Here is a 24125-nt window from a genome sequence, read left to right as displayed (position 1 = left end):
TATTCTCCAACGTTATGACGAAAAGAGGGAATGAGATTATCGAGTTGGGTCAATGTGCTGCTTATAGAGCGGTAGGCGGTTAATCTGATTGAAAATATTCTTTTTATGCATTTCTTCTGTTCCTCCCACGCTGCAAAAACCGAGCGCATCGCGAACAAAGTCGGCTATTGGCCCTTGCTGATAACCGATACTGCCGTACAGCTTGAGCAAGCTGGTGGCATTATTGACCAAATCATTGGCACCCATAATTTTTGCCATGGAGCTGACCATCAATAATTCCTGTTCCGTATGCTCATTGAGCAAGTGACTTAACGCCCCATAAGCCAACCAGCGGCTGCGCTCGATCCCGAGCTGTATTTCGACTATGCGTTGCTGAACGTACTGGTGCCGATCGATGGTGCTGCCAAAGCTTGCCCGGCTGTGGATGTAAGACAAGGCGTCCTTCATAAAGCAGGTGGGAATAAGCGCGGCGACCAAGCCGTAATATATCCTGCCTAGTGATATGATTTGTATTAGGTTTTTATGGCCTTCGCCCGGTTTGCCAAGCAGTTGTTCAGGGGGAATACGCACATTTGCAAAACGTATGCTGCCGGTAGGCAAATCTGCCAGCCCTAATTTATTGTCTGGTGTTTGGTAGGTAACCCCTGTGGTTTCGCGATCGACGAGCGCCAAAGCGATACCACCCTGATTTTCCGTATTGGCCAGGCGAGTGACAACCAAGGTAAATTGAGTGATAGGAGCGTGAGCAATATTGTATTTTTCGCCTGTCAACAGATAACCTTGTTCATCTTCAATGAGCATGGTTTTAATGTTACGCGTATCGGTTCCTGTCTCTGGCTCGGCTATGGCGGTTGCACTTAACTCTCCCCGTAGGATGGCAGGGAAATACCGTTCACGCTGCATATCATTACCGTACAGCGTTAATGCGCGTACCATGCCCGCTTGAGCAATAATCGATAACAATAAACCGGGTTTACGGATGGATGACGCGACCCCTTCAAGCGCCGCGGTGAAATGCCACCATCCTAACCCGTTACCCCCATATTCCGATGGCACGATATACTGCCAAAGCCCTTCCTGTAAAAGCCGTTGCCATCCTTCGGTATTAAATTCACCGAGGGTGTTGCTTTCCTGATGGGCTAATGAGGTACCCACAGTATAATATTTTGCTCGGATTTCTCTTTGCTCTTCCGTCCAGTCGAATTGCATTTTTAACTCCCTCCATGTCTCTCGCTATGATCCTTTGATGTCACCATGGCAAACGTATTTTTTCATCAATGAAAAAACTGATGATTTTTCGGCTTGGCTTTTCTGGCTTAGCGTTACTGGTTATATTTAAACAATAAAAAGGAAGCCGGATAATGATTTCGACACTAAAAATAATGAATTTTGGCCATATTAGCGAATCACTGTGTTGCCCTATTTCGACGCTGTCGGGAGATTCAGCGATACTGACACCCTACAGCGCCGAAAAATGCGCTAACGGTTATCAGCACTCATCAACTTTTCACCTAATGTCAGAGCCTCTTCCAGGGTCTCCGCTGTTGCCAGCGGGGTGCCGAAAAACTTCATCATTTCTTTGGCATGAGCCATCTGTTGTTCACGCTCTTTAGCATCAGGTTCGACGCTAATCAGGGCGCGGCAGACGCTGCCAAACTTTTCCTTGTTCGCTTTGAACCAGCGCATACGGCATTTGCGATCGTCATTGCTTTCTTCTTTAGGGCGATTGGGGGGGAAAACGATCACGAAGGGGAGAGCTTGAGCGATCAGGCTATTGAGTTCCTCTTCCCACCGTTTGGTGTAACCAGGCACGATGGCCTGGTTACACATGATCACCAAAGGGAATTGTCGAATGTCGTAGACGGTAAAGCGTTGTGAACTCAGTGTCATGGTGATTCCTCTGTCTATTAAAGTGAGTGGGATGATGACTATGCTTTGGCTTTAGGTACGAAGGGCGGTTTGGCAAACCAAACCAGCACGATGGCTAGCAGAAACACGCCAGCCAGCGCATAAGAAATATCATTGAAGGCGATCTGTGTGGCCTGCTCGGAGAGCAGGCTATTCAGCCGTTCATAGCCTAGCTGCGCCTGGCCCTGCCCCAAAGTCGCGACCGCCTGGTGAGTGTCTTCATCGTAGGCCGTCAGGGATTCGCCTAATTGGGCGTGATGGGAAATCGCACGGCGATCCCACATCAGGGTGGTGATGGAGACTGCCAGGCTGGCACCCAACGTACGCATAAAGGTGGCCAGCCCTGAGCCAGCCGCGATCTCGTCCGGCTTGAGGTCGGAGAGCAAGATGGCGTTGATCGGCATGATAAACAGGGCCAGCCCCAACCCCTGCAACAGTTGGATCAGCGCGATATGCTGGAAATCAATCTCAATGACAAAGCCTGAGCGCAGGTAAGAGGCCGTGGCTAGCAGGATGAAAGCCCCGCACACCAGCCAGCGCATGTTGAAACGTGGCGCATATTTGCCCATAAAGGGCATCAGCAGCAGCGGCAAGATCCCCATGGGAGCGACGGCCAATCCTGCCCAGATGGGGGTGTAGCCCAAGGTACGCTGTAGCCAAAGCGGCATGATGACGTTGGTAGCGTAAAACGCGGAATAGGCACCGATCAGCGCAAGCGTACCCACCCGGAAATTGCGATGACGAAATAGCTGCAGATTGACGATCGGCTGTGAGTCGGTCAGTTCCCAGATCACAAAAAACAGTAAGCTGACCACGGCAACGATAGCCAGCACGACGATCTGGGTAGAGTTGAACCAATCCTCTTCGTTGCCTTTATCCAGCAAGATCTGGAGTGCTCCAACCCCCAGGATCAATGCGACTAGGCCAACTCGATCCACCTTGGCACGCTGGGTGCTCTCGGGGCGACCATGCATTTGGCTGGCAACCAGCGTGCAGGCAAAAATGCCGACTGGAATATTGATCAGGAAGGTCCAGCGCCAGGAGTAATAATCGGTTATCCACCCGCCGAGCAAGGGGCCTGCTACCGGAGCAACCACGGTGACCATGGCGATCATCGACAGCGCATAACCCCGTTTTTCCGGCGGATAAATCGACAACATCAACGCTTGGGTCGTCGGGATCAGTGGCCCGGCCACCGCTCCTTGTAACACGCGGCAGAGAATTAACATTTCCATATTGATGGCCATTCCGCACGCAAATGAAGCTGCAGTGAATAATCCCATTGACCAGAGGAACAGCCGCAGTTGGCCAACACGACGTACCAGAAAACCGGTGAGTGGCAAGGCGATGGCATTGCTGGCGGCAAAACTGGTGATCACCCAGGCGCTCTGGCTACTGCTGGCTCCCAGATTACCGGCGATGGTCGGCAAGGACACGTTGGCGATAGTGCCATCAAGCACGTACATAAATACCGCCAGAGCCAGGCCAAAGGTGGTCCAGTTGACGCTGGGCGGACGGAAATCCTGGGCAGGGATAGCAGAGCTCATATGTCCCCTCCGTTGGCCTTAACGATCTGTTCGATCAAGGCGTCTGATTGACTTAGTTGATCAAGGTAGACATCTGTCGCCAGCAAGGGCTCTGGCGAGCGTTGGGCTAATAACGCTCCGCTACGGTCATGCAGATCCACATTGACCTGCATGGACAAGCCAATGCGTAGCGGGTGGCTAATGAGTTGCTCGGGCTGAGTCAGGGAGATCCGTACCGGTACACGTTGAACGATCTTGATCCAATTCCCCGTGGCATTTTGTGCTGGCAGCAGCGCGAATGCGGCACCGGTTCCAATACCCAGGCTCTGAACTTGGCCGTTATAGCGTATGGTTTTGCCATAGACATCGGCATAGATCTCTACTGGCTGATCGATGCGAATATCACGCAGTTGAGCTTCAGTGAAATTAGCCTCGACCCAGACTTTATCCAGCGGCACGACGGCCATCAGCGCTTCGCCTGGCTGTACCCGCTGGCCCAACTGCACCTTGCGTTTGGCGACATACCCCGTGACCGGGGAGACGATGGTGGTGCGTGAGCGATCGAGGTAAGCGACACGCAATGCCGCTATCGCTGCCAGCACTTCTGGGTGCGAAGTCAGGCTGGTGTTATCAACTAATGAGAGATTTTGCTGGTACTGTTGCTCGATAGCGTCCAGCGCGCTCTGTGCCTCCAGAAAAGCGTTGTTGGCATGGGCTAACTCCTCCTTGGAGATGGCATGAGAAAGGGTGAGTGCGCGGCGTCGTTGGTAATCGGCGCGTGCTTTGTCCAGCGTGGCCTGGCGGACAGCGATTTCGGCCTTGGCACCGCTGACCGCACTATACAAACCACGTACTTTGCGCACCACGTTGGCCAGATGGGCCTTGGCATTGTCCAGTGCCAGTTGGCTGTCACCAGGATCGAGCACAACCAGCGTATCGCCAGCGAACACCAATTCGCCATCATCGGCGTTGATGGAGACCACGGTGCCATGAAACTGTGGCGTGATCTGTACGACATCACCCTGAACATAGGCGTTATCGGTGCTGGCATACCAGCGACCATACATGCCATACCATCCCCCCCAGAGAATAGCGGCAAGCAGACAGGCTGCCCCCAGTAAATACAGCAGCCAAGGGCGTTTACTTTTCGCAGGGGTGGGGGAAGGGGTCTTAACGTCATTCATTAGGGGCCTCTGATTGGTCAATGAGCGGAGAATGTATGAATAATGGACAGCTGACGAAAAGTTGGGTAACGTTATTTAGGCTAAAAACAATGAGAAACAATCATGACGGTAGCGGTGCTTGCCAATCATCCCTCCGACCTCAGCGAGCGCGCCGATGGTCCCTCGCTCATTGCTATGTGGGGTGAAGACGATCCGGGGCTTGAGTTTTGTCTGGGGACGCGCGAATACGATTGGCACCATCATTTGCGGGGGCAGTTGTTCTGCGTGGAGAACGGCTTGTTGCATGTTCGCACCAGGCAGGGATCCTGGCTGTTACCCCCGAACCGCGCTGGCTGGATACCCTCACACGAGCCGCACAAAGTCAGCATCAGCGGCGTCATGAGCGGCTGGACGGTGCTGATTACGCCTGATGCGAGCAAAGCATTGCCCGATCAACCCTGCGTGATTGGCATCAGTGAGTTGATGAATGCGTTAGTACGCCGGGCGGTATCTTGGTCGTTTGAAGAGACTTTGCAGGTTGAACAGGAGCGGATGATTGCGGTGTTGTTGGATGAAATCCGGCGTTCGCCTCATCAGCCGCTGCATTTGAGAATGCCTACCGACCGGCGCTTATTGCGGATCACCAATGCGATCCTTGCCGAGCCTGATAACACCAGGACCTTGCAAGCCTGGGCGGCTTGGGGAGGGCTTTCCCCCAGCACCCTATCGCGATTGTTTATGGCCGAGACGGGCAACAGCTTTGCACAATGGCGTCAACAGGCAAGGTTATCTCACGCGTTGGAAATGCTGGCTAATGGTATGCCTGTGAGCAGTATTGCGGATGCCCTGGGGTATGCGACTCCCAGCAACTTTATTGCGATGTTCAGACGGTGTTTCGGCGATTCTCCCGCCCATTATTTCTCCAAGCGTAAGTCGCTGTGATTCGAACCATTGGTTGTTCACCGTGATGAGGGACAAAATCCTGACCTTGGTTGCCCGTAAACAGGTTTTTGCCTATCCCGGCACGAAAATTCACCATTTCGGTGCTTAAAGCAGCAATCAGACAAAATTCGCGTTTTTTTGCTTTCAGGGGCTTGCGGCGAAAAGGATTTCTCGTATAATGCGCACCCCGTACCGATGAAGAATTTCGTTCCATTCACCATCGTTACGCCGGGCGGGAATAGCTCAGTTGGTAGAGCACGACCTTGCCAAGGTCGGGGTCGCGAGTTCGAGTCTCGTTTCCCGCTCCAACTTCAAAAATGCTGCTGATGTAGCATGATGAAGAAAAAGTAGTTAAAGTAACACCCATGCGACGCGGGAATAGCTCAGTTGGTAGAGCACGACCTTGCCAAGGTCGGGGTCGCGAGTTCGAGTCTCGTTTCCCGCTCCAAAAATTTCAAAGGCCATGTTGTTCGTTGTTGGCCGGATGCTTCAAGCATATCAATGCGGGAATAGCTCAGTTGGTAGAGCACGACCTTGCCAAGGTCGGGGTCGCGAGTTCGAGTCTCGTTTCCCGCTCCAAATTTATCTCCAGTTTAGATTCAATCCTACGCCGCTTCCGGTGTGACTTTCTTTCAGTTATACCTACTCAGAAAATATGTTGTGAACAGAGTTATCCACAGATACTGTACATAATACCTTCTGTGCAAAATTGCAACGCCTCACAAATGAAATTTATATCTTATTGATAATCATCAATATTTATTTCTTATAAAACGTTATCTCGATCACTTGCTCTTTTTGTGACGCTTGAAAGACAACGCATTTTTATTTTTATGCACAAATCCACAGGGAGAGTCTGAGGGTTTTCTAGGCATCCCTCGGTAATCCTTTCTCGACCGCTCGAATTAAACGTTTTTTCTGCATAGTCTGCACCTCAACCGCCAGGGCTTCACGGCGTGCAAGCTGTTGAGCCAGTGCCCAACTGATATGCTCGTCCAGCATCGGATCCTGACCTTGCCGGGTCTGCAAGCTGATAACGATCTGATCCAGATAAGGGGCGTTGCCGAGCGCTACCGCGATATTGCGTAACCAGCGCAAATGGCCGATACGTCGGATGGCAGAGCCTTCGGTGATACGCAGAAACTTCTCCTCATTCCAGCCAAACAGTTCGATCAGTTGCGGGGCATGCAGCGCAGCGCGGGGGCTGAAATCGTCTTCATCCGTCAACTGCGAGAAGCGGTTCCACGGGCAAATGAGCTGGCAATCGTCGCAGCCGTAGATTCTATTGCCCATCAGAGGGCGGAATTCTTCTGGAATAGCGCCTTCCAGCTCGATGGTCAGATAGGAGATGCAGCGCCGGGCATCGACGGTGTAAGGGGCTACTATCGCACCGGTGGGGCAAGTGGTGATGCAGGCGACACAGCGGCCACACTGCTCTTCCTGCGGCTTATCCACCGGCAGGGGCAGATCGATTAACAACTCGCCCAGGAAAAACCAGGAGCCGGCGTCGCGGTTGAGGATCAGTGAGTGTTTACCAACCCAGCCAATGCCGGCTTTTGAGGCCAAGGCTCGCTCCATGATGGGGGCCGAGTCCACAAAGGGCCGGAAATTCAGTTCACCGCAGTAAGCCTGGATTTGATCGCCGAGTTTTTTTAGCCGCTGGCGTAGCAGCTTATGATAGTCACGCCCCAGCGCATAACGGCTAACGTAGCCCAACTGCGGGTTTTTTAACGTACTGGCGAACGCGGCTTTCGCGGGGAGATAGTTCATGCGCACGCTGATCACCCGCAGTGTGCCGGGCAATAATTCATGTGGCCGCGCGCGCATCATGCCGTGACGTGCCATCCACTCCATCTCGCCGTGGTATTGCTTATCCAGCCACGCCTGCAATCGGGGTTCTTCCGCGCTGAGATCGGTATCGCAGATCCCCACCTGCTGGAATCCTAGCGATTGCCCCCATTGCTTGATATGTTGGGCTAGTTGATCGAGATCGAGGGGGTGTGTCATGACGGGCCATAGTGAGAAACAATACTGTTCCAGTTTACCACACTCTGTTTGGTCTGCAGACTGGATCCGCCAGGCAGAACCTGCTGCTGCCGCATCGCTGGGCCTCTCCTTGTATTCGTTAATGCAGCGTGCCGGTGCGGCGGCTTATGAGCTGGCGTGCGACCGGTATCCGGCCAGCAGGCATTGGCTGGTGCTGTGTGGGCATGGCAATAACGGTGGCGATGGTTATGTGGTTGCTCGTCTGGCCCGTGCGGCGGGCATCAGGGTGACGCTCATTGCCTGCGAAGGCGTTCGTCCATTGCCACCAGAGGCTGCCAACGCCCGGCAAGCCTGGTTCGCAAGTGGCGGAGAAGTCTTGCCCGCGACCAGTCGTTGGCCCGAGGATGTCGATCTCATCATTGATGGATTGTTAGGCACCGGCTTGGGGGCTGCCCCCAGAGCGCCCTATGATGCCCTGATCGAAGCGGCCAACCGAGCCGATGCGCCAGTGGTTGCTCTGGATATCCCATCTGGCCTGCTGGCTGAAAGCGGAGCCGTGCCGGGAGTCTCGATCCGTGCAGCCCACACGCTGACTTTTATTGCACTCAAACCAGGCTTGCTGACCGGGCAGGCGCGTGATTGGGTGGGGCAACTTCATTACAGTACGCTAGGATTGGTGAATTGGCTGGCAACACAGCCCCCGCAGATCGAGCGTATTACGGCTGGCGATTTGGGTAGATGGCTGAAGCCTCGCCGCCCTTGTTCTCATAAAGGGGAGCATGGTCGTTTACTGCTGGTGGGTGGCGATCACGGTTTTGGCGGAGCCATCCGCATGGCTGCGGAAGCCGCACTGCGTACTGGGGCTGGACTAGTGCGAGTGCTTACTCACAGTGAGAACATTGGGCCGCTGCTGACCGCTCGGCCTGAGTTGATGGTGCAACGCCTGAGTAATGATATCCTGCAACAGGCGCTGGACTGGGCCGATGTGGTTGTGATTGGCCCGGGGCTTGGCCAGGGCGATTGGGGCCGCAACGCGTTGCAACAGCTGCAAGCCAGTGATAAACCAACATTATGGGACGCTGATGCGCTTAACTTACTGGCATTACACCCCGAGAAGCGTCAGAATCGTATTATTACCCCGCATCCTGGTGAAGCCGCGCGATTATTGAGCTGCCGCACCGCTGATATTGAGAGTGATCGCTTACTTGCAACGCGCAGGTTGGTCACGCAATACGGCGGCGTTGTGGTGCTGAAAGGCGCAGGTACCTTGATCGCCGATGAGCATGGACAGATGGCGATCGCCGACGTTGGCAATGCTGGCATGGCATCCGGTGGCATGGGAGATGTGCTGTCGGGTATCATTGGCGGTTTGCTGGCGCAAAAGCTGCCGCTGTATGATGCTGCCTGCGCGGGCTGCGTAGTGCACGGCGCAGCGGCGGATCATGTTGCTGCAAAACAAGGAACAAGGGGATTACTGGCCACCGATCTGCTGGCGGTGATCCCTCATTACGTTAACCCTGAGTTGGCAAAATAGACATTATCGAATGAAAGAACTCGTTTTAGCGCTGCCGGATGAGGCAGCCACAGTCGCACTGGGGGCCGTCTTGGCCCAAGCGTGCGATCGTGCCAGCGTGATTTATCTTTATGGGGATTTGGGTGCCGGTAAAACCACCTTCAGCCGCGGCTTTCTGCAGGCGTTAGGCCATCAGGGCAATGTGAAAAGCCCAACCTATACGCTGGTGGAACCTTATGCGCTGCAACCGCTGGCGGTCTATCACTTTGATCTTTATCGCTTGGCCGACCCGGAAGAACTCGAATTTATGGGTATCCGCGACTATTTTGCCCAGGATTCGATTTGCCTGGTGGAGTGGCCGCAGCAGGGTACCGGCGTGCTGCCCGATCCCGATCTGGAACTGCATCTCAGTTACCAAGACGAAGGGCGTCAGGCGAAGCTCCAGGCGGTTTCCGCCTACGGCGAACAATTATTAGAAAGTATCCAGAGGCAACAAGGATGACGCAGCAATGATGTATGGGTTAAGAAGATTTGCTGTAATTGCCTTGCTTGCGCTGCTGGGGCCGTTTGGTGCCTGGGCGGCATCGTCCCTCTCCGACGTCAAAGTGACCAATGCTCAGCGTGAAGCCACGGTGTCAGTGAGCTTTACTGGCCCTCCCTCGTATAGCTTCTCAACCATACATGGCCCAGAACGGGTGGTTCTGGATGTGAACCAAACGGGTAAAGTGGGCGGCCTGCCGTTGAACTTCAGCGGCCAGAACCTGGTAAAAAGCATTCGCTCCAGTAAGCCGAAAGATGCGCAAAGCGTACGCTTGGTGTTTGATTTAACCCAACGTGCCAAAACCCGTGTGGCGACGCGTCAAGAGGGCAACAGTTACATCGTCGTCTTCACCATCACCTCAGAAGCCAAGCCGACGACTAACACCGTCCGTAAGGCGCCGGTTCCTGTGCCTGTGCCGGTGGTGAATGAGCCAGTACGTAAAGCGCCTGTCACGTCAAGTAGCGCCAATCCATTTACTCCGAAGTCGGCTGCGGTATCAGGCACGGCTACCAGCATTACCCCACGTAGCAGCCGGGTGTCCGCCGGTTCTGGCGATCGAGTGGTGGTGGCGATCGACGCAGGCCATGGTGGACAGGATCCTGGCGCTATCGGGCCAAACGGTCTGAAAGAGAAAAACGTCACCATTGCTATCGCGCATCGTCTGCGTGCGTTGTTGGATGCCGATCCGATGTTCAAAGCGGTGATGACGCGTAACGGGGATTACTTTATTTCGGTGATGGGCCGTTCTGACGTGGCGCGCAAGCAGGGGGCCAACGTGTTGGTGTCTATCCACGCGGATGCCGCGCCGAATCGCAGCGCCAAAGGAGCTTCGGTTTGGGTATTGTCCAATCGCCGGGCTAACAGCGAGATGGCCGGTTGGTTGGAACAGCACGAGAAACAGTCCGAACTGCTGGGCGGTGCGGGCGATCTGTTGGCCAACAGCCAGGCCGACCCTTATCTGAGTCAGGCGGTGCTGGATCTGCAGTTCGGTCATTCGCAGCGCGTCGGTTATGACGTAGCCGTCAAGGTATTACAGCAGTTACAGGTCGTAGGTTCATTGCACAAACGCCGTCCGGAACACGCCAGCCTGGGAGTGCTGCGTTCACCGGATATTCCATCTTTACTGGTGGAAACCGGGTTTATCAGTAATAGCACGGAGGAGCGACTGCTGGGCAGTAGCGCATATCAGGATAAAATTGCACGGGCGATCCACAACGGCCTGCGCAGTTATTTCCTGGCGCATCCGCTACAAGCCGACCCAAAGGTGGAAAACCGCCCGCTGGACGTCGCAGCGGCGGTTAACTCCACGACAGACGATCTCAGACAGCCTGAGCCGGTGACCAGCCCGGCCAGGAGTCGCGCCAGCGTAGGAAAAACGCAGATCCATGTGGTGAAGCGGGCGGAAACGCTTTCCGGCATTGCCGATAGTTATGGCACCAGCATGGCGGCGCTACGTGAGCTGAACAAACTGAAAAAAGACGGCGTCTGGGTTGGCCAGCGTCTGAAGGTCCCTGCCGGGAAAACGGCGGCAGCACCGGCTCAGGCCAAGGCCAAGGCAAAAAGCGCTAAACCGAGCAAACATAAGGTGACTCGCGGTGATACGCTGTCATCCATCGCCGCGAAATATGGCGTCAGCGTCAGCGAGCTTAAACGGGTTAACAAATTAAAGTCGGATGTTGCGCCGCTGGATCGGACGCTGATCATTCCGTAGGCTTGATGCCAACAACAGAGGGAGCCCCATGCCTATCCAGGTGTTACCGCCACAGCTAGCCAACCAGATTGCCGCCGGAGAAGTGGTCGAACGGCCTGCGTCGGTAGTCAAAGAGCTGGTAGAAAACAGCCTGGATGCCGGGGCAACGCGGATTGATATTGATATCGAACGCGGCGGAGCCAAACTGATCCGTATCCGTGATAACGGTTGCGGCATTGCCAAAGCCGACCTGGCCTTGGCCCTTGCGCGCCATGCCACCAGTAAAATCAGTACGCTTGACGATCTGGAGGCCATAGTCAGCCTGGGCTTTCGCGGCGAAGCGTTGGCCAGTATCAGCTCGGTGTCACGCCTGATGTTGACTTCACGCACGGCGGAACAGAGCGAAGCCTGGCAAGCCTACGCGGAAGGGCGCGATCAGGCGGTCACCGTCAAACCGGCAGCTCATCCAGTGGGCAGCACGCTCGAAGTACTCGATCTGTTTTACAACACCCCCGCACGGCGCAAATTCATGCGCACCGAAAAAACCGAATTTGGCCATATCGACGAAGTAGTGCGGCGCATTGCGCTGGCGCGTTTCGATGTGGCGATCAACCTCAGCCATAACGGTAAGCTGATGCGTCAGTACCGCGCGGCAAAAGAAGAAAGCCAGCATGAGCGGCGTCTGGCCAGCATTTGTGGCCCCGCCTTCTTGCAGCATGCGTTGGCGATTTCCTGGCAGCATGGTGATCTCAGCATCCGCGGCTGGGTGGCCGATCCGCAAGGAGCGCGTCAGCTTGGCGAAATGCAGTATTGCTACGTCAACAGCCGGATGATGCGCGATCGGTTGATTAATCATGCCATTCGTCAGGCGTATCAGGATCAGTTGAAAGACGATCAACTGCCTGCCTATGTGCTATATCTGGAAGTGGATCCGCATCAGGTGGATGTCAACGTTCATCCGGCCAAGCATGAGGTGCGTTTTCATCAGGCTCGACTGGTACATGATTTTATCTACCAGGCGGTTACCACGGTGTTGCAGCAGGCGGGTAATGTCGCGCTGCCATTGGCTGAAGAGTCCGCTGCGCAGGAGGCTCCCGTCTGGCAGCCGGAGAACCGCGTTGCTGCCGGTGGCAACCACTTCTCCCAGCCTGCGCCACAGCGTGAACGTCAGCCTGCTGAGCCCTCCGCTGCCCGTGAACGTGCCCCGCAGCCAGCCTATCAGGCCGGTGCGGGTTACCAAAAGCGTGAAGGCGAACTGTATGGCAAGCTGTTGCAGGCTACGCCGCCAGCAGATACGGTAAAACAGCCGCTATTCCCGCCGGTTAACGCCGTGCAGGAAACTCCGCTCGCCGGTAGTCAGCACAGTTTTGGCCGTGTCCTGATGATCTGCCCGCCGAGCTATGCGCTGGTTGAACAGCGTCAGCAGTTGGCGTTACTGAATCTGACCATGGCCGAACGTTGGCTGCGTCAGGCGCAGCTTTGCCCGCCGGAAGAGGGGCTACGGCCGCAGCCGCTGCTGATCCCGATTAAGCTGACGTTGAATAAAAATGAAGCGGCCGCCTGCGTGCAACATCAGGCACTGCTGGTCAAAATGGGGTTGGAGCTGCAATCCGATCACGGTCGTGTGACGTTGCGCGCAGTACCTTTACCATTACGCCAACAAAATTTACAAAAGTTGATACCCGAGCTGTTAGGCTATCTGGCCGAACATCAGGAGATGTCGCCAACGGTGCTATCCATCTGGATCGCCAGCCAATTAGGCAGCGAACACGAAGTGTGGAACAGCTCGCAAGCGATACAATTGTTGACAGAAGTTGAACGACTTTGCCCGCAACTGGTCAAATCCCCTCCTGCCGCTCTTTTACAACCCGTTGATTTGCAGGCTGCATTGGCAGCGCTTAAGCATGACTGAAATTGAAATGAACTCTCGTCCCCCAGCCATTTTTATCATGGGGCCAACGGCCTCAGGCAAAACCGCCTTGGCGATGGCGCTGCGTGAGCGCTTGCCCGTCGAACTGATCAGTGTCGATTCCGCCCTGATTTATCGCGGTATGGATATTGGTACTGCCAAGCCCTCGGCGCAAGAGCTTGCCCTGGCACCACACCGTTTGATTGATATCCGCGATCCTGCGCAGGCGTACTCGGCAGCCGATTTTCGTGCCGATGCGTTGCGGGAAATGGCCGATATTACTGCCGCCGGACGTATTCCGCTGTTGGTGGGGGGCACAATGCTTTATTTTAAGGCGTTGCTGGAAGGGTTATCGCCGTTACCCTCTGCCGATCCCGCAGTACGCGAGCAGATTGAGCAGCAGGCGGCGGAGCTTGGTTGGGAGGCTTTGCACCGCCAATTGCAGGCGATAGACCCGGTTGCCGCCTTACGTATTCATCCGAATGATCCACAGAGACTCTCCAGAGCACTGGAAGTTTTTTTGATTTCGGGTAAAACTTTAACTGAACTGACTCAAATTTCGGGTGAATCGTTACCGTATCATGTTCACCAATTTGCGATAGCGCCAGTCAGCCGGGAGTTGTTGCATCAACGTATCGAGCTGCGGTTCAATCAGATGTTGGCGGCGGGTTTTGAGGCGGAAGCGCGTGCACTTTTTGCACGGGGTGATTTGCATACGGATTTGCCTTCCATTCGCTGTGTCGGTTATCGCCAGATGTGGTCATATTTTTCTGGCGAGATTAGTTACGATGAGATGGTTTTTCGAGGTATTTGCGCAACACGTCAGTTGGCCAAACGCCAGATGACCTGGTTACGGGGTTGGGAGTCGGTTCGGTGGTTGGACAGTGAAAAGCCGGGAGAGGCTTTAGACTCGGTAACACAGGTTGTTAGTGCATAGGTTGAGTGATTGTGTACAATTGATGAGTATTCAGCGCGCAAATTTTTTAGGTCGTTTATTTTGAGCCGACAGGTTCTTGGTTAAAAACAACAAACAAATAAGGAAAAGATAGAATGGCTAAGGGGCAATCTTTGCAAGATCCGTTCCTGAACGCATTGCGTCGTGAACGTGTTCCGGTTTCTATTTATTTGGTGAATGGTATTAAGCTGCAAGGCCAGATTGAGTCTTTTGACCAGTTTGTCATCCTGTTGAAGAACACGGTGAGCCAGATGGTTTATAAGCACGCTATCTCTACCGTTGTTCCATCGCGCCCGGTATCGCACCACAGCAACACCCCGAGCAGCGGCGGCACCAGCAATTATCACCATGGTAACAACCCGTCTGCGCCGCAACAGCCGCAGCAGGAAAGCGATGACGCTGAATAAAGCGCGTTGCGAGTCAACCATGACGGGGAGCATAAGCAGCGCAGTGCTGTTTATGTCCCCCAAACTCGCGGTTTTGTTCCGTTTGAGAGGTTGCACGCTTGTTTGACCGTTATGAAGCCGGTGAGCAGGCCGTCCTGGTTCATATCTATTTCTCGCAAGACAAAGATACAGAAGATCTCAGTGAGTTCGAATCGCTGGTGTCCTCTGCGGGCGTTGAGGCTTTGCAAGTGGTTACTGGTAGCCGCAAAGCACCTCACCCAAAATACTTTGTCGGTGAAGGAAAGGCCGAAGAAATTGCAGATGCGGTGAAAGCCAGCGGCGCGTCTGTTGTCCTGTTTGATCACGCCCTTTCCGCAGCGCAGGAGAGAAATCTCGAACGCCTGTGTGAATGCCGGGTGATCGATCGCACCGGGTTGATTCTCGACATCTTTGCCCAGCGTGCCCGTACCCATGAAGGTAAGCTGCAGGTAGAGTTGGCGCAATTGCGTCATATTGCCACTCGTCTGGTTCGTGGTTGGACTCACCTTGAACGTCAGAAAGGGGGGATTGGCCTGCGCGGGCCGGGGGAAACTCAGTTAGAAACTGACCGTCGTCTGCTACGCGATCGCATCAGCCTGATCTTGCGCCGCCTTGAGCGCGTAGAGAAGCAGCGCGATCAAGGGCGACGAGCGCGTACCCGTGCCGATGTGCCAACCGTATCGCTGGTGGGTTACACCAACGCAGGCAAATCAACCCTGTTTAACCGAATTACGTCTGCCGGAGTGTATGTGGCGGACCAGCTATTTGCCACCCTGGATCCTACCCTGCGGCGTATTGACGTGGCGGACGTAGGCGATACCGTGTTGGCGGATACCGTAGGCTTTATCCGGCACTTGCCGCATGATCTTGTTGCCGCGTTCAAAGCGACACTGCAAGAGACGCGCCAGGCCTCTCTGTTGTTACATGTGATCGACGCTGCGGATACCCGGGTGGATGAAAACATTGAAGCGGTGAACTCCGTGTTGGCAGAGATTGAGTCGGATGAGATCCCTACACTGTTAGTGATGAACAAAATAGATATGCTGGATGATTTTGTCCCGCGTATCGATCGCAACGAGGAAAATTTACCGATCCGAGTGTGGCTGTCCGCCGCCAGCGGTGAAGGTATCCCGTTGCTATTTCAGGCGTTGACGGAGCGCTTATCGGGGGAAATCGCGCATTTTGAGCTGCGCTTACCGCCACAGGCAGGCCGTCTTCGTAGCCGTTTCTACCAGCTTCAGGCGATCGAAAAAGAGTGGAATGAAGAGGACGGCAGTATCGGCGTGGTGGTGCGTATGCCGATCGTGGAGTGGCGTCGCCTCTGCAAGCAGGAACAGGAACTGATTAACTTTATCGTATGATCATATCCTGTTACATTTGTGTGCCCGCTCAATAGAAGAGTGGGCCAAGCATTAGCCTGAAGTACCCAATCACAGAATAATGGAGCTAAAACATGGCGTGGAATCAGCCCGGTAATAACGGACAGGACCGCGACCCGTGGGGGAGCAGCAATAATAATGGCGGCAACTCTGGCGGTAACAATAAAGGCGGTCGCGATCAAGGGCCACCGGATTTAGACGATATCTTCCGCAAGCTGAGCAAGAAATTGAGCAGCCTGACCGGCGGTGGCAAAGGTTCCAACGGCAATAACAGCGGTGGCACGGGGTCAATCGGGCCGGGCTTCAGTGGCAAGATTGTCGGCATCGCTGCGGTTGCGGTGGTGGTGATCTGGGCCGCCAGCGGTTTCTATACCATCAAAGAAGCCGAGCGCGGTGTAGTCACTCGCTTTGGTAAATTTAGCCATCTGGTGCAGCCAGGTCTGAACTGGAAACCGACGTTTATCGATCAGGTTCGCCCGGTTAACGTGGAGTCGGTCCGTGACCTGTCCGCGTCCGGTGTGATGCTGACTTCCGATGAGAACGTGGTGCGTGTCGAGATGAACGTGCAGTACCGCGTTTCCGACCCGGCAGCCTATCTGTTCAGCGTAACCGATGCCAACGACAGCCTGAGACAGGCGACAGACAGCGCATTGCGTGGTGTTATCGGTAAATACACCATGGACAAGATCCTGACCGAAGGCCGTACCATCGTCCGTAGCGACACTCAGCGTGTACTGGAAGATACCATCCGTCCGTACAAAATGGGTATCACTCTGCTGGACGTCAACTTCCAGGCTGCACGTCCGCCGGAAGAGGTGAAAGCCGCGTTTGATGATGCGATCGCCGCACGTGAGAACGAGCAGCAATCCATTCGTGAAGCAGAAGCTTACGCCAACGAAGTTCAGCCACGTGCCAACGGTGCTGCACAGCGCCTGCTGGAAAATGCGCGCGCCTACCAGGCCCAGACCGTTCTGGAAGCCCAGGGTGAGGTTGCTCGTTTCGCCAAGCTGTTGCCGGAGTACAAAGCCGCACCGGAAATTACCCGTGAGCGTCTGTACCTCGAAACCATGGAAAAAGTGCTGAGCCACACCCGTAAGGTGTTGGTGGCAGACAATAAAGGCAATAACAATCTGATGGTGCTGCCACTGGATCAGATGCTGCGCGGTGCCGGTAAGTCGGCTACCGAAGGCAGCAAAGATGCCGGACAGAACCTGCTCGCCCCTGCGCCAGTCTCGACTCCTTCATCGGAGGCGAGCACCAGCAGTTCCAGCAGTGGTTCCATCATGGACCAACGCCGGGCTAATGCGCAGCGTAGCGACAACACACGCGTAGGGAGAGAATAATCAATGCGTAAGTCTTTCATAGTTATCCTCGCGGTGGTGTTGGTAGCCCTTTACGCCTCAATGTTTGTGGTTCAGGAAGGCGAGCGCGGCATCGTGCTGCGTTTCAGTAAAGTCCTGCGCGACAGCGAAAACAAACCGCTGGTTTATGCACCGGGTCTGCACTTCAAGATCCCGTTTATTGAAACCGTGAAAATGCTGGATGCTCGTATCCAGACCATGGACAACCAGGCCGATCGCTTCGTGACCAGCGAGAAGAAAGACCTGATCGTCGACTCCTACCTGAAATGGCGTATCAGTGATTTCAGCCGCTACTACCTGGCCACCGGTGGTGGTGACGTTTCTCAGGCGGAACTGCTGCTGAAACGTAAGTTCAACGACCGTCTGCGTTCCGAGATTGGCCGTTTGGACGTGCGTGATATCGTGACCGACTCCCGTGGCCGTCTGATGGCAGACGTGCGTGATGCGCTGAACACCGGTACCGTGGGTGACGGCGAAGAAGCCGCCGCTACCGAAGCCGATGATGCTATTGCTTCTGCTGCAGCCCGTGTTGAGCGTGAAACCAATGGTAAACAGCCAGCGGTTAACCCGAACAGCATGGCGGCACTGGGTATTGAAGTGGTGGACGTGCGTATCAAGCAGATCAACCTGCCTGCGGAAGTGTCCGATGCAATCTTCCAGCGTATGCGTGCAGAGCGTGAGGCGGTAGCCCGTCGTCACCGTTCACAAGGTAAGGAAGAGGCTGAGAAGCTCAAAGCTACCGCTGACTACGAAGTGACCCGTACCATCGCGGAAGCCGAGCGTCAGGCGCGTATCACCCGCGGTGCGGGCGATGCGGAAGCAGCTAAACTGTTTGCCGATGCCTTCAGTCAGGATCCGGATTTCTATGCTTTCATCCGTAGCCTGCGTGCTTATGAAACCAGCTTCGGCGAAGGCAACCAGGACGTGTTGGTGCTGAGCCCGGACAGCGATTTCTTCCGCTACATGAAGTCGCCGGTTGCTACGCGCAACAGATAACGTCAGCATGATGGCGATCCCCCGATAGCTTTCAGACCATGGTTTGAAACAACAGGGGTAGAACCAAGGCCCGTTTAAACGCGGGCCTTTCTTTTTTTGGGGGAAGGATGAATTCGACAATCTGGCTGGCGCTTGGGTTGGTTTTGGTGCTGGAAGGGCTGGGGCCGATGTTGTTCCCACAGGCTTGGCGTAAAATGGTTCAGACAATGTCACAGCTACCCGATGCTACGCTGCGGCGTTTTGGTGGGGGATTAGTGGTTGCAGGCTGTGTGATCTACTACATGTTGCGTGCACACACGGGGGTTTAAAGTTTAGCCGAAAAAGTACGCAATCGTATGCTAAAAGTGCTGAAACTGAAGAATTAGGGTGGTAGAATCCATTTTTAAGCAACCTGGTGATTTTAAAATGGGTAAGAACGTCGTCGTACTGGGCACCCAATGGGGTGACGAAGGTAAGGGTAAGGTCGTAGACCTGCTGACTGAACGGGCTCAATATGTTGTGCGCTACCAAGGTGGCCATAACGCTGGCCACACTCTGGTTATCAACGGTGAAAAAACCGTTCTTCATTTAATTCCTTCAGGTATCCTGCGTGAAAACGTGACCAGCGTCATCGGCAACGGTGTGGTTCTGGCGCCAGACGCGTTGATGAAGGAAATGGGTGAACTCGAAGCGCGCGGCATCCCGGTACGCGAACGTCTGTTACTGTCTGAAGCCTGCCCGCTGATCCTGCCTTATCACGTCGCTCTGGATAATGCGCGTGAGAAAGCGCGTGGCGCCAAAGCCATCGGCACCACCGGCCGTGGTATCGGCCCGGCTTACGAAGACAAAGTTGCCCGTCGCGGTCTGCGCGTTGGTGACCTGTTCGATAAAGCCACCTTCGCTACCAAGCTGAAAGACATCATCGATTACCATAACTTCCAACTGGTTAACTACTACAAAGTAGAAGCCGTCGATTACCAGACCACCCTTGATTATGTGCTGTCGATTGCCGATATCCTGACCGGGATGGTAGTAGACGTCTCCGAACTGCTGGACGGTGCGCGCAAGCGTGGCGATCTGATCATGTTCGAAGGTGCACAGGGTACGCTGCTGGATATCGACCACGGTACTTATCCGTACGTGACTTCTTCCAACACCACCGCGGGTGGCGTAGCAACCGGTTCTGGCATTGGCCCACGTTACGTGGACTACGTGCTGGGCATCGTGAAAGCCTATTCTACCCGTGTAGGTGCAGGCCCGTTCCCAACCGAACTGTTCGACGAAACCGGCGAATACCTGTGCAAACAGGGTAATGAGTTTGGTGCTACCACTGGCCGTCGCCGTCGTACCGGCTGGCTGGATGCGGTTGCCGTTCGCCGTGCTGTGCAGATCAACTCCCTGTCCGGCTTCTGCCTGACCAAGCTGGACGTGCTGGACGGCCTGAAAGAAGTGAAGATCTGTGTGGGCTATCGCATGCCGGACGGCCGCGAAATGACCACCACGCCGCTGGCTGCAGAAGGCTGGGAAGGTATCGAGCCAATCTACGAAACCATGCCGGGCTGGAGCGAAACGACGTTTGGTGTGAAAGACTACAGCAAACTGCCACAGGCAGCGCTGAACTACATCAAACGCATCGAAGAGCTGACTGATGTACCGGTAGATATCATCTCTACTGGCCCAGACCGTAGCGAAACCATGATCCTGCGCGATCCGTTCGACGCATAATCTGTTTACCTACTGTCATCAAACAAACCGGGCCAAGTCCCGGTTTGTTTGCCTCATGTATCCTCCCCGATGGCGTTTTCACCTCACAAAATCCCTTCGTTGCTCCGGTTGAGAGTCACCTATGCGCTAAATAATTAGCTGCGAACTCTCCGGCTGGTTTATCATCCAATAAGATAGTAAAGAAAATCGCCGAAAATCGGCAGATACCCAGAGGTAAACGTGCAGTTAACAAGTTTTACTGACTATGGCCTACGGGCATTGATCTATATGGCATCATTGCCTGCGGACAAAATGACCAGCATCTCTGAGGTTACGGAGGTGTACGGGGTTTCCCGTAACCATATGGTAAAAATTATCAATCAGCTGAGCCGTGAAGGCTTTGTGACCGCCGTTCGGGGTAAAAACGGCGGTATACGCTTGGGTAAACCGGCTGAGAGCATCCGTATTGGCGACGTGGTGCGGGCGCTGGAGCCGCTTTCGTTGGTTAACTGCAGCGGCGATTTCTGCCATATCACCCCAGCCTGCCGTTTGAAGCAAGTGCTCCAGCAGGCGGTAAAGAATTTCCTTGAGGAGCTGGATAGTCACACATTGGCCGACATGGTCGAAGACAATTCACCGCTCTACAAGCTTTTGCTTGTCGAATAAAGCGTTACTGAGAAGACAAGGCTCAGCGACACCCTGCTGATGACAACGGAGGAACCTCAATGTCACAAGATCCATTCCTGGAACGAGAAGCAGAAAAATATGAATCCCCAATTCCTAGCCGCGAATTTATTCTGGCCCATTTGGCGAAACGTGAAACGCCGGCCAGCCGCGAAGAGTTGGGCAATGAACTGAACTTATCCGGCGAAGAAGCGCTGGAAGCCCTGCGCCGTCGCCTGCGTGCGATGGAACGTGATGGCCAGTTGGTCTTTACCCGCCGCCAGTGCTATGCCCTGCCGGAGCGTCTGGACCTGCTGCGTGGCACGGTGATCGGCCACCGCGATGGCTTCGGCTTCTTGCGGGTTGAAGGGCGTAAAGACGACCTTTATCTCTCCGCCGAGCAAATGAAAATGGCCATCCACGGCGATGTGGTGTTAGCTCAACCGCTGGGCGAAGACCGCAAAGGCCGCCGCGAAGCGCGTATCGTGCGCGTCCTGGTGCCTAAAACCAGCCAGATTGTTGGTCGCTACTTCACCGATGCTGGTACCGGCTTCGTGGTGCCGGATGACGGCCGCCTGAGCTTCGATATTCTGATCCCTGCCGACTCGGTCAGCGGGGCCCGGATGGGCTTTATGGTGGTGGTCGAGCTGACCCAGCGTCCAACGCGCCGCACCAAAGCCGTGGGCAAGATCGTCGAGATCCTGGGTGATAAAATGGGCACTAGCATGGCGGTGGATATCGCATTGCGTACCCATGAGATCCCGCATACCTGGCCACCTCAGGTGGAGAAGCAGGTTGCCGACCTCAGTGAGCAGGTGCCGGAAGCCGCCAAGAAAGGGCGTGTGGATCTGCGCCACCTGCCGCTGGTCACCATTGATGGCGAAGATGCCCGCGATTTCGATGATGCCGTGTACTGCGAGAAGAAACGCGGTGGCGGCTGGCGCCTGTGGGTCGCGATTGCAGATGTCAGCTACTATGTGCGTCCTCGCACGGCGTTGGATGACGAAGCCCGTAGCCGTGGTACCTCAGTCTACTTCCCGTCGGAAGTGGTGCCAATGTTGCCGGAAGTGCTTTCCAACGGCCTGTGCTCGCTCAACCCGCAGGTCGACCGCCTGTGTATGGTGAGTGAGATGACCATCTCCGCATCGGGCCGTCTGTCTTCGTTTAAATTCTACGAAGCGGTAATGAGCTCCCATGCGCGCTTAACCTACACCAAGGTCTGGCATATCTTGCAGGGCGATCAGGAGCTGCGCGAGCAGTATCATCCGTTGGTCAAACACCTGCAGGAGCTGCATGCGCTGTATAAAGTGCTGGATCAGGCTCGTGCCGAACGTGGTGGTATCGCCTTCGAAACCGAAGAAGCCAAGTTTATCTTCAACGCCGAACGCCGTATTGAGCGCGTAGAGCCAACGGTACGTAATGACGCGCACAAACTGATCGAAGAGTGCATGATCATGGCGAACGTTGCGGCGGCACGCTTTGTTGAGAAGCATAACGAGCCTGCGCTGTTCCGCGTGCACGATCGTCCAAGTGACGATCACATCTCCGCATTGCGCAGCGTGTTGAGCGAACTGGGCCTGACCTTGGGCGGAGGCCTCAAGCCACAGCCGAAAGATTACGCCACTTTGATGGACGAAGTATCGGAACGCCCGGACCGCGAAATGCTGCAAACCATGCTGCTGCGTTCGATGAAACAGGCGATCTACGATCCGGAAAACCGTGGTCACTTCGGCCTGGCGCTGGCCTCTTATGGCCACTTTACTTCGCCGATCCGTCGTTACCCGGATCTGTCGCTGCACCGCGCCATCAAGTACGTGTTGGCGAAAGAGCAAGGTGAACAGAAAGAGCGCTGGACGCCAACCGGAGGCTGGCACAGCGATCTGGAAGAGATGCTGCAACTGGGTATGCACTGCTCGATGACCGAGCGCCGTGCCGATGAAGCTACGCGTAACGTGGCGGACTGGCTGAAGTGCGACTTTATGCAGGATCACGTCGGTGAAGTGTTTAGCGGTGTTATTGCCAGCGTCACCGGCTTTGGTTTCTTCGTCCGCCTGAGCGATCTGTTTATCGATGGTCTGGTACACGTGTCCACGCTGGATAACGATTACTATCGTTTTGATAATATCGGCCAGCGTCTGATCGGTGAATCTTCCGGCATGGTCTATCGCCTGGGGGATACGGTGGAGATCCGCGTTGAGGCCGTGCATATGGACGAACGCAAGATCGACTTCGCCCTGGTTTCCAGCACCCGCAAGCCGCGTGGTGAAGGGAAAACCGAGCGTGAACGTGCCAAGAAGGGTGGCCAGCGTACGCTGCGCGACGGTGCCGGCGCAGGCCGTAGTAGCCAGGCGCAACGTAAACGCCGCGGTGGCAAGACGCCAGCCAACTTTGAGCCAGACAGTGCCTTCCGTAAAAAAGATGGGGCCAAGGCCAAACCCGCAGATAAGGTGAAGGCAGACCCGAAGGCGAAAGCGAAAACCGATCCGAAGGCGAAAGCCAAAAAAGCGTCTGACAAAACCAAAAAGATAGCGGCCGCGACCAAAGCCAAGCGTGCCAGCAAGAAGAAAGGTGCCGAGCAGGGTTAACCTGCCGCACGTTATTATCCCCGGCCGGGTCATCCCGGCCGCACAGTTAAAAGAGCATCATGAGCGAAATTATCTACGGTATTCACGCTGTCAAAGCCCTGCTAGACAACGATCCACAACGTTTCCTGGAAGTGTTTATTCTCAAGGGGCGTGACGATCGCCGCTTACAGCCTTTGATTGCCGAGCTGGAAGCGACCGGTATTGTGATCCAGGTGGCTAACCGCCAATGGCTGGATGAGAAGGTCGAAGGGGCCGTCCACCAGGGCATCATTGCGCGGGTGCGTGAAGGGCGGAAATATCAGGAGAACGATCTGCCTGGGCTGCTGGAAAGCGTTGAAACGCCATTCCTGCTGGTGCTGGACGGCGTTACCGATCCCCATAACCTGGGGGCTTGTCTGCGTAGTGCCGATGCTGCCGGTGTCCATGCGGTGATCGTCCCACGCGATCGCTCAGCTCAACTGAACGCAACGGCGAAGAAAGTGGCCTGCGGTGCGGCCGAGAACGTCCCACTGATCACCGTCACCAACCTGGCTCGTACCCTGCGTTTGCTGCAAGAGATGAATATCTGGATCGTGGGCACGGCGGGTGAAGCCGACCACACGCTGTATCAAAGCAAAATGACCGGCCCGATGGCGCTGGTGATGGGCGCGGAAGGTGAAGGTATGCGTCGTTTGACCCGTGAACATTGCGATGAATTGATCAGCATTCCGATGGCCGGTACGGTTTCCTCGTTGAACGTCTCGGTCGCGACCGGTGTCTGTCTGTTTGAAGCGGTGCGCCAGCGCAGCTGATGATTTAATAGGGGTGAATCCCGTCACCCCTACCTCTAATCTCCTATCTTGTGATCCCGCCTGCGGCAGAAATCCAGCTAATGACCATAATTACCCCTGAAGCGTTAAT

Annotated in this window: 20 protein-coding genes and 3 tRNA genes; 18 read left to right on the top strand and 5 right to left on the bottom strand. The window is 55.0% G+C overall.

Annotation, left to right across the window (positions count from 1 at the left end; genetic code table 11):
* Positions 1-36: 36 nt before the first annotated feature.
* The 4 genes from ACX9GU_RS24660 to ACX9GU_RS24645 all read right to left on the bottom strand — a co-directional run bounded on the left by ACX9GU_RS24660 (position 37) and on the right by ACX9GU_RS24645 (position 4618).
* On the bottom strand, positions 37-1209 hold the full coding sequence (locus tag ACX9GU_RS24660) for an acyl-CoA dehydrogenase family protein (RefSeq protein WP_473193216.1): 1173 nt from the start codon (positions 1207-1209) through the stop codon (positions 37-39).
* A 270-nt stretch (positions 1210-1479) separates the two neighbouring features.
* The gene (locus tag ACX9GU_RS24655) at positions 1480-1890 is read right to left on the bottom strand and encodes a hypothetical protein (protein WP_473193215.1); all 411 of its coding nucleotides are present in this window, start codon (positions 1888-1890) and stop codon (positions 1480-1482) included.
* Between the two features lie 38 nt (positions 1891-1928).
* Positions 1929-3455 carry a DHA2 family efflux MFS transporter permease subunit gene (locus ACX9GU_RS24650; protein WP_473193214.1) on the bottom strand — a complete coding sequence of 509 codons (1527 nt, stop codon included), beginning with the start codon at positions 3453-3455 and terminating at the stop codon, positions 1929-1931.
* A complete protein-coding gene (locus ACX9GU_RS24645; RefSeq protein WP_473193213.1) occupies positions 3452-4618 on the bottom strand; it encodes an EmrA/EmrK family multidrug efflux transporter periplasmic adaptor subunit in 1167 nt (388 codons plus the stop codon). Before ACX9GU_RS24645 ends, ACX9GU_RS24650 begins: the two co-directional genes overlap by 4 nt.
* A gap of 102 nt (positions 4619-4720) precedes the next feature.
* On the opposite strand from ACX9GU_RS24645, the gene ACX9GU_RS24640 reads away from it, so the two are divergent.
* From ACX9GU_RS24640 to ACX9GU_RS24625, 4 genes are all read left to right on the top strand, one after another.
* A complete protein-coding gene (locus ACX9GU_RS24640; RefSeq protein ID WP_166733931.1) occupies positions 4721-5539 on the top strand; it encodes an AraC family transcriptional regulator in 819 nt (272 codons plus the stop codon).
* 232 nt (positions 5540-5771) lie between these two features.
* Positions 5772-5847 (top strand) — tRNA-Gly (locus tag ACX9GU_RS24635).
* Positions 5848-5911: 64 nt separating this feature from the next.
* Positions 5912-5987, top strand: a tRNA-Gly gene (locus ACX9GU_RS24630).
* A gap of 55 nt (positions 5988-6042) precedes the next feature.
* A tRNA-Gly gene (locus ACX9GU_RS24625) sits at positions 6043-6118 on the top strand.
* 288 nt (positions 6119-6406) lie between these two features.
* On the opposite strand, the gene queG is transcribed toward ACX9GU_RS24625, so the two are convergent.
* Positions 6407-7546, bottom strand: a complete 1140-nt coding sequence (queG, locus tag ACX9GU_RS24620; protein ID WP_059199518.1) for a tRNA epoxyqueuosine(34) reductase QueG — start codon at positions 7544-7546, stop codon at positions 6407-6409.
* Between queG and nnr the strand changes: the two genes are divergently transcribed.
* The 14 genes from nnr (at position 7545) to rlmB (ending at position 24016) form a co-directional block, all read left to right on the top strand.
* On the top strand, positions 7545-9059 hold the full coding sequence (gene nnr / locus ACX9GU_RS24615; RefSeq protein WP_473193212.1) for a bifunctional ADP-dependent NAD(P)H-hydrate dehydratase/NAD(P)H-hydrate epimerase: 1515 nt from the start codon (positions 7545-7547) through the stop codon (positions 9057-9059). The two genes, queG and nnr, sit on opposite strands and share 2 nt — an antisense overlap.
* Positions 9060-9069: 10 nt before the next feature.
* Complete coding sequence (tsaE, locus tag ACX9GU_RS24610) at positions 9070-9540, top strand: tRNA (adenosine(37)-N6)-threonylcarbamoyltransferase complex ATPase subunit type 1 TsaE (protein WP_473193211.1); 471 nt, start codon at positions 9070-9072, stop codon at positions 9538-9540.
* Between the two features lie 7 nt (positions 9541-9547).
* Positions 9548-11290, top strand: a complete 1743-nt coding sequence (amiB, locus tag ACX9GU_RS24605) for an N-acetylmuramoyl-L-alanine amidase AmiB (RefSeq protein ID WP_473193210.1) — start codon at positions 9548-9550, stop codon at positions 11288-11290.
* Positions 11291-11318: 28 nt separating this feature from the next.
* Positions 11319-13181: a DNA mismatch repair endonuclease MutL gene (mutL, locus tag ACX9GU_RS24600; RefSeq protein ID WP_094982809.1), complete on the top strand. Its 1863-nt coding sequence runs from the start codon at positions 11319-11321 to the stop codon at positions 13179-13181.
* Positions 13174-14115: a tRNA (adenosine(37)-N6)-dimethylallyltransferase MiaA gene (gene miaA, locus ACX9GU_RS24595; RefSeq protein ID WP_473193209.1), complete on the top strand. Its 942-nt coding sequence runs from the start codon at positions 13174-13176 to the stop codon at positions 14113-14115. Before mutL ends, miaA begins: the two co-directional genes overlap by 8 nt.
* Before the next feature lie 113 nt (positions 14116-14228).
* The gene (hfq, locus tag ACX9GU_RS24590) at positions 14229-14540 is read left to right on the top strand and encodes an RNA chaperone Hfq (protein ID WP_021179001.1); all 312 of its coding nucleotides are present in this window, start codon (positions 14229-14231) and stop codon (positions 14538-14540) included.
* A 98-nt stretch (positions 14541-14638) separates the two neighbouring features.
* On the top strand, positions 14639-15919 hold the full coding sequence (gene hflX, locus ACX9GU_RS24585) for a ribosome rescue GTPase HflX (protein ID WP_021807555.1): 1281 nt from the start codon (positions 14639-14641) through the stop codon (positions 15917-15919).
* Between the two features lie 92 nt (positions 15920-16011).
* Positions 16012-17280, top strand: coding sequence for an FtsH protease activity modulator HflK (hflK, locus tag ACX9GU_RS24580; RefSeq protein WP_473193208.1), 1269 nt, complete (start codon positions 16012-16014; stop codon positions 17278-17280).
* Positions 17281-17283: 3 nt separating this feature from the next.
* Positions 17284-18294 carry a protease modulator HflC gene (gene hflC / locus ACX9GU_RS24575; RefSeq protein WP_473193207.1) on the top strand — a complete coding sequence of 337 codons (1011 nt, stop codon included), beginning with the start codon at positions 17284-17286 and terminating at the stop codon, positions 18292-18294.
* Positions 18295-18401: 107 nt separating this feature from the next.
* Positions 18402-18602 carry a DUF2065 domain-containing protein gene (locus tag ACX9GU_RS24570; RefSeq protein WP_021179005.1) on the top strand — a complete coding sequence of 67 codons (201 nt, stop codon included), beginning with the start codon at positions 18402-18404 and terminating at the stop codon, positions 18600-18602.
* A 97-nt stretch (positions 18603-18699) separates the two neighbouring features.
* Positions 18700-19998 carry an adenylosuccinate synthase gene (locus ACX9GU_RS24565; protein ID WP_024483338.1) on the top strand — a complete coding sequence of 433 codons (1299 nt, stop codon included), beginning with the start codon at positions 18700-18702 and terminating at the stop codon, positions 19996-19998.
* A gap of 219 nt (positions 19999-20217) precedes the next feature.
* Positions 20218-20643 carry a nitric oxide-sensing transcriptional repressor NsrR gene (nsrR, locus tag ACX9GU_RS24560; RefSeq protein ID WP_037376535.1) on the top strand — a complete coding sequence of 142 codons (426 nt, stop codon included), beginning with the start codon at positions 20218-20220 and terminating at the stop codon, positions 20641-20643.
* A 59-nt stretch (positions 20644-20702) separates the two neighbouring features.
* On the top strand, positions 20703-23225 hold the full coding sequence (gene rnr / locus ACX9GU_RS24555; RefSeq protein ID WP_473193206.1) for a ribonuclease R: 2523 nt from the start codon (positions 20703-20705) through the stop codon (positions 23223-23225).
* Positions 23226-23284: 59 nt separating this feature from the next.
* A complete protein-coding gene (rlmB, locus tag ACX9GU_RS24550) occupies positions 23285-24016 on the top strand; it encodes a 23S rRNA (guanosine(2251)-2'-O)-methyltransferase RlmB (protein ID WP_021179009.1) in 732 nt (243 codons plus the stop codon).
* Positions 24017-24125 lie beyond the last annotated feature (109 nt).

Source organism: Serratia sp. K1WW1 (assembly GCF_055790865.1).
This window is presented reverse-complemented; position numbering and strand designations above follow the sequence as displayed.